The sequence below is a fragment of the Stieleria sp. genome (assembly GCF_041595215.1).
Lineage (GTDB): Bacteria > Planctomycetota > Planctomycetia > Pirellulales > Pirellulaceae > Stieleria > Stieleria magnilauensis.
In genome coordinates this window covers 1-12,917 of the sequence record NZ_JBFHKV010000105.1, presented here as the reverse complement: position 1 = coordinate 12,917, position 12,917 = coordinate 1, and the positions used below count along the sequence as shown (strand labels likewise).

8 protein-coding genes are annotated in these 12,917 nt (G+C 58.6%); 4 read left to right on the top strand and 4 right to left on the bottom strand.

All coding sequences use genetic code 11. The features are described from left to right. The first annotated feature begins 357 nt into the window (after nt 1–357). Together ABX749_RS06450 and ABX749_RS06445 are read left to right on the top strand one after the other, a co-directional pair. Nucleotides 358–1,650, top strand: coding sequence for a Gfo/Idh/MocA family oxidoreductase (locus tag ABX749_RS06450; protein ID WP_372895252.1), 1,293 nt, complete (start codon nt 358–360; stop codon nt 1,648–1,650). 128 nt (nt 1,651–1,778) lie between these two features. Beyond that, the gene (locus ABX749_RS06445) at nt 1,779–3,830 is read left to right on the top strand and encodes a S46 family peptidase (protein WP_372895251.1); all 2,052 of its coding nucleotides are present in this window, start codon (nt 1,779–1,781) and stop codon (nt 3,828–3,830) included. A gap of 219 nt (nt 3,831–4,049) precedes the next feature. On the opposite strand, the gene ABX749_RS06440 is transcribed toward ABX749_RS06445, so the two are convergent. Genes ABX749_RS06440 through ABX749_RS06425 form a run of 4 tightly spaced genes read right to left on the bottom strand, consistent with a single transcriptional unit; the run spans nt 4,050 to nt 8,326 of the window. Beyond that, nucleotides 4,050–5,555: a DUF1559 domain-containing protein gene (locus ABX749_RS06440; RefSeq protein WP_372895250.1), complete on the bottom strand. Its 1,506-nt coding sequence runs from the start codon at nt 5,553–5,555 to the stop codon at nt 4,050–4,052. Then, a complete protein-coding gene (locus ABX749_RS06435; RefSeq protein ID WP_372895249.1) occupies nt 5,552–7,060 on the bottom strand; it encodes a hypothetical protein in 1,509 nt (502 codons plus the stop codon). Before ABX749_RS06435 ends, ABX749_RS06440 begins: the two co-directional genes overlap by 4 nt. Beyond that, nucleotides 7,057–7,806, bottom strand: coding sequence for a hypothetical protein (locus ABX749_RS06430; protein ID WP_372895248.1), 750 nt, complete (start codon nt 7,804–7,806; stop codon nt 7,057–7,059). Before ABX749_RS06430 ends, ABX749_RS06435 begins: the two co-directional genes overlap by 4 nt. Next, nucleotides 7,799–8,326, bottom strand: coding sequence for a sigma-70 family RNA polymerase sigma factor (locus ABX749_RS06425; RefSeq protein ID WP_372895247.1), 528 nt, complete (start codon nt 8,324–8,326; stop codon nt 7,799–7,801). The genes ABX749_RS06430 and ABX749_RS06425 overlap by 8 nt, the downstream gene beginning before the upstream one ends. Before the next feature lie 685 nt (nt 8,327–9,011). Here ABX749_RS06425 and ABX749_RS06420 point away from each other — a divergent pair. After that, the gene (locus tag ABX749_RS06420) at nt 9,012–10,196 is read left to right on the top strand and encodes a hypothetical protein (RefSeq protein ID WP_372895246.1); all 1,185 of its coding nucleotides are present in this window, start codon (nt 9,012–9,014) and stop codon (nt 10,194–10,196) included. A 1,071-nt stretch (nt 10,197–11,267) separates the two neighbouring features. Beyond that, a partial coding sequence (locus ABX749_RS06415) for an ATP-dependent RNA helicase (protein WP_372895245.1) occupies nt 11,268–12,917 on the top strand: 1,650 nt, incomplete at its 3' end.

Sequence of the window (12,917 nt, the reverse complement as noted above, 5' to 3'; positions counted from 1 at the left end):
TCCGGTCTTTCATCGTTCCCGAAACACCGGAGGGCTCGCGAACAATACCGCTCAATCGACAAGGTTTTGGCCGACGCAGGGCCCGTAGGCTCGCGCCAAACGGCTGATCATCAATCGATATCAGCCGGTCCGCGCCAGCGCGAGCGGCGCCCACCAATGTCGATTGAGCGGTATTGGACTCGCGGCCTACCGCTAAAAAATGCTTCACAGCGTTGCCCAACGGGGTCAAAGCCGGTAGCCGGAGCTGAGCGCAGCGACACCTCCGGATATCTTGCCGCACCACCCACACTCGTTTTGATTCGATTGGCTAGAATGTTCCGCGGACATCCGACTTTCACCCGCCTGAACGAGCCCGCCATGCAACGTCGCCAATTTCTCAAGAACTCCGCCGTCCTCTCCACCGCAGCGCTGACCGCCGGGGTGTGGAGTGAAACCCGTGCCGCCGATTCTCTTTCACCTAATGAAAAGCTCAAGGTGCTCTGTGTCGGGACGGCCAACCGTGCCGGCGCAAATGTCGATGGCGTCAAGGGCGAAGACATCGTCGGTTTGTGCGACATCGATTCCAAGTACCTGGCCGAAGCCGCGGCACAATTCCCGTCGGCCAAGACCTATCGCGACTATCGCGAAATGATCGCCGAAGAAGCCGACACCGCCGATGCGATCGTGATCTCGACGGCAGACCACAACCATGCGCCCGCGGCGATTCGAGCCATTCGCGCCGGGCTGCATTGCTACTGTGAGAAACCGCTGACCCACACCGTTCACGAAGCGCGGCTGATCGCCGAAGCGGCCAAGGAAATGGGTGTCGCCACGCAGATGGGCACTCAGATCCACGCCGGCAACAACTATCGACGCGTCGTCGAAATCATTCGCGCCGGAACGATCGGTGACGTCGCCGAAGTGCATGTCTGGGTGGGCAAAGGCTGGGGCGGCGGCGAACGCCCCGAATCAAGCGATCCCGTTCCGGAACATTTGGATTGGGATCTCTGGCTCGGCCCGGCGCCGGAACGCCCCTACAAAGAAGGCCGCTATCACCCGGCCAACTGGCGTCGTTGGTGGGACTTCGGACAAGGAACCCTCGGCGACATGGGATGCCACTACATGGACCTGCCCTTCTGGGCGCTGGACCTGAGACACCCCACCCGCGTTGCTGCCGAAGGCCCCGAAGTGCATCCGGAAACCTGCCCGCTGGGATTGACGGTCCACTATGAATTCCCTGCCCGCGGATCGCAGGTCCCGGTCAAGATGACGTGGTACGACGGCGACCACATCCCCAAGACTGTGGCCGGCGAAAAGGTCCCCGGTAGTGGTGTGATGTTTGTCGGTAGCGAAGGCAAAATGTTTGCCAGCTACGGCAACTACCGCCTGTACCCCGAAGACAGCTTCAAAAACTTTGAGCCGCCGACCCCGACGATTCCCGATTCGATCGGTCATCACCAGGAATGGATCCACGCCTGTAAAACGGGCGCCGAAACGACGTGCAACTTTGATTACTCCGGTGCGCTGACTGAGTCGGTGTTGTTGGGCAACGTTGCCTTCCGCACCGGCAAGGCGCTCGATTGGGACGGCAAACATCTCAAAGCGACCAACTGCCCCGAGGCCGACGCCCTGATCCAAAAAACCTACCGCCCCGGCTGGGAAGTGGCGTAAGCTTCCAGCTTGCGATCCAGTGGCTAAGCTTCTAGCTTGCGATCCCCACCGTGGTGTAAGCTTCCAACCTGCAATTCGCAAGCTGGAAGCTGACGCCACTTTTGTTGAATCCTCCATCACGACTTACCATGCGAAAGCTCTACCCCTTGGCTCTGGCAACGATGACCTTGCTCTGTCCTGTCTTTGAAACCTCTGGTGACGAAGGCATGTACTTGTTCAACGATCTGCCGGTCGATCAGCTGAAATCGAAGTACGACTTTGCGCCTTCGCAGGCTTGGGCCGACGCGTTGCGTTTGTCCTCGGTGCGATTCAACAGCGGCGGTTCGGGATCGTTCATCTCCAGCGATGGTTTGGTGCTGACCAACCATCATGTCGCCAGCGACACGTTGCACAAACTCAGTTCGGAAGACCGCAACCTGATCGATGACGGTTACTTGGCTAAGTCGCTGGACCAGGAACTCAAAGCGCCCGATCTGGAACTGAACCAATTGGTCTCGATCGAAGACGTGACCGAGCGTGTCAATGCGGCGGTTGCCAAGGACGCTTCGGTTGCCGATGCGGCGACGCAGCGACGGGCAGTGATCGCGGAAATCGAAAAGGAGTCGACCGACAAAACCGGTCTGCGCAGCGACGTGGTGACACTCTTCGGCGGCGCGCAATATCACTTGTATCGTTACAAGAAATACACCGACGTGCGACTGGTTTGGGCTCCCGAAACGGCAGCCGCGTTCTTCGGCGGCGACGCCGATAACTTTGAATACCCTCGCTACAATCTCGATGCCACCATCATGCGGGTCTACGAAGACGGCAAGCCCGCCAAGCTGGAGCATTTTCTCCGCTGGAGCGATTCCGGCGTCAGCGAAGGCGATTTGGTCTTCGTCAGCGGAAACCCCGGGCGAACGCAGCGGATCTTCACCGTCGAGGCGCTCAAGTTTTTGCGTGACTCCAGACTGCCGTACGTGTTGGATTACCTCCGCCGCAAAGAAATCATGCTGCAGCAATTCGGCTTGGAAGGCGCCGAAGCGACGCGCCGCGCCCGGGACGAGTTGTTCGGTGTCCAGAACGGCCGCAAAGCCTACACGGGGATGCTGGCCGGATTGCAAGACCCCAGCACCATCGCGACCAAACAGGCACGTGAAACCAAATTGCGGGCGGCGGCCGAATCGGATCCCGAGCTGAGCGGAACCGAAAGTGCCTTTGCCGAGATCGCGGCCGTGCAGGCAGAAAAGAAGAACATGCTGGGACAGACCGTGACGTTCCGTTCGCGGTTGTTCGATCTGGCGCTGACGTCGGTTCTGCGTGCCGCCGAAGACGAAAAACCCAACGGCGAGCGATTGCGGGAATTCACCGAATCGGGCCGTGAGTCGCTGGTCCAAGATCTGCTCAGCACGGCACCGATTTACCGAGACCTCGAGCGCGTCAAACTGGCCGATGAATTGGCCCGTTTCGTCGAAAGTCGTGGCGGCGACAACGAATGGGTCGCCGTGGTCTTGGACGGCAAGGGACCGCGTGAACGAGCGGCCGAATTGATCGAGGGTACCAAGCTGGACGACATCAGCGTCCGCAAAACGTATCTCGACGGAACGCTTGACGACATCAAACGCTCCGACGATGCGTTGATCGATTTGGCACGCAAGTTGGAACCCGAGTATCGCCGGATTCGAACCATCAACGAAGAACTCGATGAACGCGAACGCCAAGCTTATGCCAAGATCACCGCGGCGGTCAGCAAGTTGCAAGGGGCATCGGGATACCCGGACGCGACGTTCACGCTGCGATTGGCGTACGGTCAAGTCAAAGGGTACATGCAGGACGGCGAACGCATTGAACCGGCAACGGATTTTGCCGGGGCCTTCGAGCACGAAGCCCGACACCAAGGTCAAACGGATTTCGATTTGCCGCCCTCTTGGAATCAAGCCAAAGACAAATTGGACCTGTCCACACAACTGAACTTTGTCTGCACCGCGGACATCATCGGCGGCAACAGTGGTTCGCCGGTGGTCAATCGCAAGGGTGAACTGGTCGGGTTGATCTTTGACGGCAACATCCAAAGCCTGACCAGCGATTACCTCTACACCGACCAACAAGCCCGTGCGGTCAGCGTTTCCGGTGTCGGAATCCTCGAAGCCCTCCGCAACATCTACGGAGCCGACCAACTCGCCAACTCCATCGGCAAATAAAGTGGGGTAAGCTTCCAGCTTGCCTTTCTTGAAGCTTTACGGCTGGTTGATTTAATCAGCCGTTTGGCGCGAGCCTACGGGCCGCGGTGCGATTGTTTGGTGGCTTAGGCCCGAACGCTCGCGCGATTCGGCTAATCCCACCTGTGATTCGGTTAAACCAACAGGCCGTCAGCTTCCAGCCAAAGCAGTCGCAAGCTGGAAGCGTTACGCCACTTGGCCTCAATCACCGGCGGCGATGGTCAGCATCGCTTTGAGTGTTTGTTGGTCCACGTCTGCTCGTTTGAGCAACAGCACCGATCCGTCGGCAAGCAGCACGCGTGCATCGTCGCGGTCGCCGAAGACATCGTTCATCAGATTGTCCTGGGAAATGATCCACGGCGTCGGGTCGGCCCAGTGAATCGAGTCGTCGTCGGGCGCCTCGATCAGCAGGATCGTGTTCGCCACCGGGTCGGTGATGTCCTTCAGTCGTTTCGGCGGGCCGTCCCCGTGCCACAGCGATCCGGGAAACACCGGGGCGCGAATGACGGTGTGGCCGACCGGCAACTGCTGACTGCCGAACCCGGCGGGCACGGTCCTTCGCAGCCGTGCGTTCTCGTCGGCATCCCATGGCAGATCGAGTCGAATGCTGCGATACAGCGCCAGGTTGTCGATATCCGGCAAAACCGCGACCAGCCAACTGTGCAGCGGATTGCCGTCGCGATCGACGAAACAACGGGGCGGCAGATGTTTCTCGCGGTTGTGATAGTTGTAAAACGCAATGCCCAGGTGTTTCATGGTCGAGACGCGTTTTGACCGGGCTGCCGATTGGCGCATTTCGGATGCCAGCGTTTCAACGAACTCAATGGTTTTGCGGTCGATCTCCACGATGACCCGTTGTTGCTCGCGATTCAGTGTCACGCCGGCCAGCACCGGATCGAATTGTTGTTTGATCGCTGCCAACGATTCGTGGACGCGGTCGGTTGCTTCGTCGTTGACGGTGTCCAAAGACAGGCGAACCAGCGGATCCGGCGGAGTGCGGACGGAGAGGATCAGTCGATGAATGTCGGCGACCGCCTGGCGCGGTGAAACCTTGACAGGCAATCGGTCGGGTGCTGCTGCCGGCCACAACTTGGCCAGTAACTCGCGCGACGTGTGGGGCATGGTGATCACCGCGGTATGTTGCAGTCGATTTGCGTCGCGTAGCGGAGTCACGATGTCGTCGCGACTGATGGGAGTCAACGATTCAATGCGATCGAGTTGATCGGGCGTTCCAAACAACAGAGCGGACCCCGAAGGCGCGATTCGGACGTTCTCGCCGAACAGGTCTTTGATCGAATCGAACAGTGTTGATGCGTCCGTCGTCGGAATAACAACCAGGGGCGAGCGATCGCTGAGTGTTTGCTGCCCCGCCAAGACGTAGATGCGACCGGCTTTTCCCGCTTTGAGTTTTCCGATCAGATCTTTCACCATGGCCGTGTCAGAGGGTCGATCCCCTGTCAGGTTTTGGACTGTTTTAAAAAACGCGTCGACGTCCAGTTTTTCCCAGTCGATCTCCGCGACCAGCAGGGTTGATGCATCGATGTACGCCGAAACGGGATGGCTTGCCGCGAGATCATTGATCAGAGCCCCACCGGGCAGGCCTTCGCGGACTTCTTGACCGACGGCGACAGAGAACAGAGCGGCGCTGAAGGCCATCCATAACGCGACGGCTCGTTGTGCGGCAGTGGCTCGTTTGAACAGAATCATTTGGTCACCTGCAATTGGATCGTGAGTGTCGGGTTGGTTCGGTTGCTTGACCCTGCCGCACGCGACAGGGTGGCTTCGGTGGCAGTCTTTCGAAGGTAGACGAACGGCTTGCGCGAGATCGGGTCCAGCCAAGCTGGTACGGGGGTGAGCTTGTCGATCGCGTCGGGCAACGCACCTGTTTCGGCGGCGTGCATCCGCAACGCTTCGAGTGTCAGCAGTTGATGATGTTTCTGTTTGACGTCCAGGCCCCGCGAGGTCGCACTTGGGAACGAGGGCAACATGATGCGAGCCAATTGTCCTCCAAGTGTGACGGTGTCCGGTGAAACCCTCATCGCGGCCTCACGCCGGGCCTTGTTATCGGCCCACAATTCATCGGGCAACAACGACCAAGCCAACCAACGCTCGCGAATCCGGGTCAGTTCAAAATCGCTCGCCCGCAACACGGCTTCGGCGTCAGAGAGTTCATCGACGCGTTCGTCCCAGTCATCGTTTTCCAGCAACAACTGACGAGACGGCTGAACCATCATCGTGATCAACACACCGGTCGACAATTGATGCAGGAAAGTCGTTTCAGCCGTCGTGTCGACCGAGTCAAACATCGTCGCAATCGCATCGGACATTTCCTTGAGTCGAATCAACGCCTTGGCTTCGCCGATGATTTCGTCAGGCAATTCGTTCAGTCCGACGAGACTGCCGGCGTGGTAGGCCGTCGTCGATTCGTACTCGATCGCTGCACGCATCGAAAAAAGCCGATCGACGGGCAATCCTGCCAGCGCCCAGTACAGGTTGGGGCAATTCGGCTGTTGGATCATCGATTCAATCGTATCGAGCAGGGATTCGGAGATCGCAATCCCGATCAACCGACTGAGCTGCGTGTTGGTGCTGTGGGCGGTGATTTCGGAGAGTCGGAATCCCAAACGTAGGTCGTCGACCGCATCGTCCCAGCGATTTTCAGCCGCCGCGACGCGAGCACGCATGCAGAGCAGACGTGCCAAGTCTCGCGATTCCTGCAGCTCAGGAAGCAACGTCGCCAGCTTCTCGGCAAACGTCATGTCTTCCAAACCGAGATCGTATTTCAAGTCCATCCAATTCTCGCCCGTCCGCAAGACGTCGATCGCGGTGCCAAACGGCGCGTAGCTCGCCTTCGCATCCTCGACCGGAAGCTCGTCGATCGGGATCTCCGTCCAGGCATCGTAGCGATCCAAAAAGTCACGTTTTTGTTTCGCCGAGACCTGAGCGACCAACAGCATGGATCGATTGACCGCCACCATCGCATTCCGCGGGCGATGTCGCTCGGGTGCCGGCCACAGTCGATAACGCAGCGGAGGGTCGCTTTGGGGCCGGGCATGAAGCAGCAACGGCGGCGAGCGCGGTTCCGGTTCGGCCACCGCTTCACTTTTTTCGACCGTCGGCGACAGCATCACTTGTCCATGGCTGACCTGCGTCCAGCCAAACACAGCGAAGCAGCAAAGCAGGGCGGTATGTTTGCCGGGGAAAACAATCATCGTGGGTTGACCTCGAGTCCAAGAGAAAATGCGTCAAAATCCCCGACCGACAGTGTCTCGCGGGGAATCATCGGGTCATCGTGAGTCACGATCCAATGGGAGCGCGGAAGATCGTCCAAGGAAACCCCATGAAACGCGGTCAGTGTGTCGGACGGCGGCTCACGTAATTTCCAGTCGGGTTGCCACAGTCGCGCGAGCTGTTTGAAATCGAATGGTTTGATGGCCAACGAGGCCGGCGCGAACTCTGAATCCGTCTTCGGAGCGATCGAAGGCGATTCGTCAGACTCGTTTGCGTCGTCGTCCACGTCCTGCATTTCAGCGCGGCGCAGTGACTCAGCGCGGCGCAGTGACTCAGCGCGGCGAAGTGACTCAGCGTCCGTTGGGTCGGCGGCAACGACCGTGCCCTGTCGGTTCACCCCCTCGCCGCCCGCCAGCGTACCGGAACCGGAATCCGTCGCACCGGAATCTGTCTCCAGGGATCGTTGCCCGACTCGATAGGCGACCGGCGTGGTCAACACGGCCGTCAACAGGCTGGCTGCGACGACCGAGAGCCAAGTCATGGGGCGACGTGATGGCGTGACGCGATGGAGGGGCTGCTCGCTACCGGCGCGATACCCCGCTTCGTACAAAACGCTCACCAAACCGGGTTGGTCGCCTGGTCGTTGTCCGTCGGGCATCGCAGCGGGAACCAACGCCCGGAGTTGCTCGGCGAACGCTTCATCGAGTGGATCATTTGTCTCATTCATCGCTGATGACTCCTTGCACGGAGACTCCAGGGCGAGCATCGGCAGAGGGTTCGAATCGTTGTCGCATGGTTCGGATTCCTGATTGGAAGGTGCGATGGGCCGTCGATCGTGAACAACCGATGACTTCGGCGATCTTGTCGAAACTCATTTCGCCCCACAGATGCATCACGATGACCTGTCGCGTCTGGGACTCCAGGGTCACAAGCGCTTCGGTCACTCGCTCGGCATCGAGTTGGGTTTCGATCTGACGGTGCGCGTCGTCAAACCAAACCGCACCCTGCGGCGTCTGCTCACGACGGCGGCGACGATCTCCGCTGCGCCGCCACTGCAACAGTTGGTTTCGCGTCACGGTGACCAGCCAGGCGAACGGGTCGTCCGGAGTCGGTGATTGTCGGGCGAGCTGCAGAAACGCCTCTTGAACCGCATCCTCGGCCGGTTCGCCGATCGCGCGAGCGATCAACAACAATCGCGACGAGCAGCGGTTCCACGTTTCGGCAAGCTCTTGGGGAGGCATCGGCATCACGATCGGAGGATTCTTCCGACGCACTCGGCGCCGCATCTGATACAAGGATGTTACCGACCGGCGCTCGTCTCAGGGTTTTCTGAAGATTCTCGGACATTTCTCGGTGAACGCAATCGCTTGAACGCAATCGCGTTGCTTACCGCTTCGGCGGTTGACGTGTGGTCTCGGTTGGTTGCAGTTTTACTCTCGGTACCACTTACGCAAGTCCCCGGGTCTCCAGTCAGCACCTCGCAAACGTGCATGTCCAAGTGCCGTTTCCCCGTTCGTTTTGCCAGACATCCTTGCTGTCTGCAGGTCCCATCCCGTGCAGGCAGAAAGTGGAACAAGAATCCGCTGAAAGACCAAGCCGCAACGTGAAGCTTTCGAGCTGACCAGCCCCACCTCGGCCGGAAATCTCGAAATCCGCCCCTTCAGACTGTTCCCGGGCCAGCCCTAGGTTTGCAAGTTCAGTCGAAAACAAGAGAATACGGAAACGAATGATCGGCCGACCCAAGGATAAGACGGCAAATCAGAGCCCCATTTCGGCTGACCAGGTAATAGAACAGTTACGACTCAATATGAATATGGTCGAATACAGCGTTGCCCCCAATTCAAACAAGCCTCGAATTTTCACCAAGACATGATATCCGGCATTGATTGGTCTGGGCGACTACTCCCCTATCTATGTTCTCTGCTTGTAGTCGTGCCTACCTATTCTGGTACCGTGCATGTTTCTGACCAGCAGATGTTAGCGGTTGCACTTAGTGCAGTAGCTGCATTGCTGGGATTTATGAGTTGCCGTCTAATTCAACTTCGCGGCAAACTAACTCTGGCCATGCTGGTCGTCGGACTGCCCTTCGTGGCGTCGCTGGTTCTGGTCACAACGCGCCATTTGCAACCGTTTGTACAGAGAGAAAGATCGATCAGTATCCTTCGCGGCACACGAATGCAGTTTCGAGTGAGATCCGCAAGCCAAGTCGGTGAATGGCAACGTGATCAATCCGGCAATATGCTACCAACATGGGTTGCCACCCGAATTGGCCCCGACTGCCTTTCCCAATTGACCACCCTAAGTGGATCGTTGTCGGAGTTGCAGTCGGTCCGATTCACAGCCATCGATCGCTCCGTCGTTTCACGGATCGCATTGCATCGCGTTTTCGGTGACTCCGGACCAATCGCCCCCGAACTCATTGACTGGCTCAACGGTACCGACGCGGCAACGATTCAATTCAGTTTGTCGAATTTCACAACTGCGGATGGTGAAGCCCTCGCTGGATTAAGAAACAAATATCAATTAACCATCGAAAACGTTGATTCTCTCACAGGAGATCTTTCAAGAATCAAAACTGCGAAGAGAGTAAAGCTCTATGGCGAGTCGCTCTCGGAGGAACAGGCCCGGCAACTGGCACAACTGTCGGCGACAGAGATCACGCTAGACGGTTTTCGACTGTCGCCGAACGTCATCGAGTGTCTCAATGACCAATCAATCAGCGACCACGCGGATCTATTGATAACACACACATCGATAGATGTACCCACGCTAGACGCTATCTTACGACTTCGTGACCGCAGTATTGAGCTTCGCAACGTCAGACTTCCCACTCTGAGTCGCAAGATGCAGGTCGGATTGCGCACTGAACGTGATGTCGATGCTTCACTCAGTCCCGGAGCTTTTTCCGTCCTCGTGAATGGTGGCAATCTAACCATCTCAGACGTTCATCGTCTCATAGCCCTCTTTCGCTGTAAACGGTTACACATCGACTTAGCACCATCCGAGACAGATATCGACTCGCTATGGGAATTCTCTTGCTTGAAACAAGTGCACATACGAAATCCCGTTGATGATAGATGGACGGAACACGCACGAGTGAATGACGCCGTTCAATAGCTCATCCATCATCGCGTTGCCAAGGATTGTAGATTTGGGGGCATACCCATACGTTCCCTGCAAAACGCGTCGTAACAATCGCGTGCACACAGAGGCCCGTTGGTTCGGTTTCACCAATGGAATGTCAACTCATGGGACGCCGTGACGCGGTCCGTTGAAATTAATCGAATTGCTCTCCGCTTCGACGGTTGACCTGCAGTGATGGCGGGGCAGCGTTGCGTGGCACTCCGGGGCGTCAGGCTGACGCCAGCTTCTTGAATCCTCTGGCCGCAGGTCGTCAGCGTTTCGATACGGTCACCGTCTTGATGTCTTGTGGCCCATTGTGTGTTCCGCGGGCGCGCGCCTCCCCCGTGACTTGCGTTGTGTGGTCCGCGGTGTTTTTCTTTGATTGAAAGACAAAACCGACCGAACGCACGACGCGCCATTCCTTGGGAGTCGAGCGCCCTCGGAGATTGGAAGTGCACCATTGAGATCAAGACGCGGCTTGCATCACGACGCCGATGAACTGCGTGGAAGAGACTTCAGAAGCGGACGGTTCGGAGAAGGAGGCAATTGATCGCAGCAAGCGTGGGTCGTGGGTGATGCCCGGCCCGCAGACACAGTGTCTGCCGGCTGGGATTTCGCGTCTTGGATCACGATCACGCCGCTCGGTCGTTGACTCTTGCCTGGGTCTGCTGGAACTCGCTGCGACCCCGTCCGGGGTCGTGGGGTGGAGCCGGGGCGGTGTCCGGAGGTGGCGCTGCGCTGACCTCCGGCTACTCGCTGGGATCCCTCCGGGATGAGGACATCGCCTTTCGCGATCCTTTTTCGCCGCCCCCCCCCGTCTCCCCTTAATCTTCTTGCCCCGTAATCTTCCTACCCCAAAATCTTCTTACCACGCACGTCACCGCTTCCTCGCTCCGTCAAATCCCCTGACGGTGATGGTGAATGGATCCCCACGATCAATCGCGAGGGCGAACACGAGGTTTGCCGGTGGTGTCACGTTTACCTGCCGCTGTCACGACGCGGAAAATTTCGTAGGGTGGTGGTTTCCACTCCAATTCTTCGCGGCTTTCCCTGTTTCCCCGTTCCATGAACTTCAAACCATCCAGCCCCCGATTGAAGCCCGAGCGAACGTCGGAACCTGACAAGGCCGTTGTCGCGCCCGCGAACACCGAAGCCCGGGCTGCCAGCGAGGAAGCGTCCCGAGAGCCGTCCCAGGCTGGGGAGCCTGTCGCGGATCCGGATCCGCAAGCGATCCCCCACGACCAGTTGGTGATCGAACATGCGATGCGGGCCGACCAGTTTCGGCTCCGCCGCCAACAAAAGCGTCTGTCCAACGAGGAATTCGAATCGCGTCTGGCCCAATCGATCGCCCGACGCCGACAGCGCGAATCGTACACGCCGCGACTGGACTATCCGGCCGAATTGCCGATCACCGGCTACAAGGATCAGATCATCGAACTGATTCAGTCGCGTCAAGTGATCGTGGTGTGTGGCGAAACCGGCAGCGGCAAGAGCACCCAACTGCCCAAGTTCTGTCTGGAAGCCGGACGCGGTCGCGCCGCGATGATCGGTCACACCCAGCCGCGACGACTGGCCGCCCGCAGCATCGCGACGCGATTGTGCGAGGAGATGCAGTGTCAACTCGGACAACAGGTCGGCTACCAAGTTCGCTTCGGCGACCAGACCGGCCCCGACACGATGATCAAATTGATGACCGACGGCATCCTGCTGGCGGAAACCGGTTCGGATCGATTCCTGGATCAATACGACACGATCATTATCGACGAAGCTCACGAACGCTCGCTGAACATCGATTTCTTGCTCGCGTACCTGCGGGGGCTGCAACAAAAACGCCCGGATCTGAAAATCATCATCACCTCGGCAACGATCGACGCCGAACGGTTCGCCGAACATTTTGGTGACGAACAAGGACCGGCACCGATTTTGACCGTCGAAGGCCGCGGCTATCCCGTCGAGATGCGTTATCTGCCTTGGGAAGACGTCGCCGACGAGAACCGTTCGTATGACCTGGCGCACCATGTGATCGCGGGGATCAAAGATCTGTCGCGCGGTCACAGCGGCGGCGGTGACACGCTGATCTTTCTGCCCACCGAACGCGACATCCGTTTGGTGTCGCACCGCGTAGCCGGACACTACAAACGTCTGGGACTGGAGGGACGTGTGGAGATCTTGCCGCTGTACGCGCGGTTGCCGCAAAAGGATCAACAACGGATCTTTCATCCCAGCGGCCAGAAACAACGGTTGATCTTTGCGACCAACGTCGCCGAAAGCTCGCTGACCGTGCCCGGCATTCGCTCGGTGATCGACACCGGCACGGCACGCATCAGCCGCTACAGCCCACGCAGCAAGCTGCAGCGATTGCCGATCGAACCGGTCAGCCGTGCGAGTGCGGACCAACGCGCCGGTCGCTGCGGCCGCGTCGGTCCCGGCGTCTGCGTGCGACTGTATTCGCCGATGGACTTTGAGTCCCGTGATGCCTTCACGACACCCGAGATACGTCGGACCAACTTGGCGTCGGTCGTGTTGCAAAGCATGATGCTGGGATTCGGGTCGCTGGACTCATTGCCGCTGTTGGATGTGCCGCGACCGGAATCGATCCGCGAAGGCGTCCAGACGTTGCTGGAGCTTGGTGCGATCGACGAACAACAAGAATTGACGGCGATCGGAAAGTCACTCGGCCGCATGCCGGTCGATCCGCGGATCGGACGCATCATC

What these genes read in the sequence shown, in the direction of transcription:
- ABX749_RS06450 (WP_372895252.1), top strand. Translation starts at nt 358, where the DNA reads ATGCAACGTCGCCAATTTCTCAAGAACTCCGCCGTCCTCTCCACCGCA.
- ABX749_RS06445 (WP_372895251.1), top strand. Translation starts at nt 1,779, where the DNA reads ATGCGAAAGCTCTACCCCTTGGCTCTGGCAACGATGACCTTGCTCTGT.
- ABX749_RS06440 (WP_372895250.1), bottom strand. Translation starts at nt 5,555, where the DNA reads ATGATTCTGTTCAAACGAGCCACTGCCGCACAACGAGCCGTCGCGTTA.
- ABX749_RS06435 (WP_372895249.1), bottom strand. Translation starts at nt 7,060, where the DNA reads ATGATTGTTTTCCCCGGCAAACATACCGCCCTGCTTTGCTGCTTCGCT.
- ABX749_RS06430 (WP_372895248.1), bottom strand. Translation starts at nt 7,806, where the DNA reads ATGAATGAGACAAATGATCCACTCGATGAAGCGTTCGCCGAGCAACTC.
- ABX749_RS06425 (WP_372895247.1), bottom strand. Translation starts at nt 8,326, where the DNA reads ATGCCGATGCCTCCCCAAGAGCTTGCCGAAACGTGGAACCGCTGCTCG.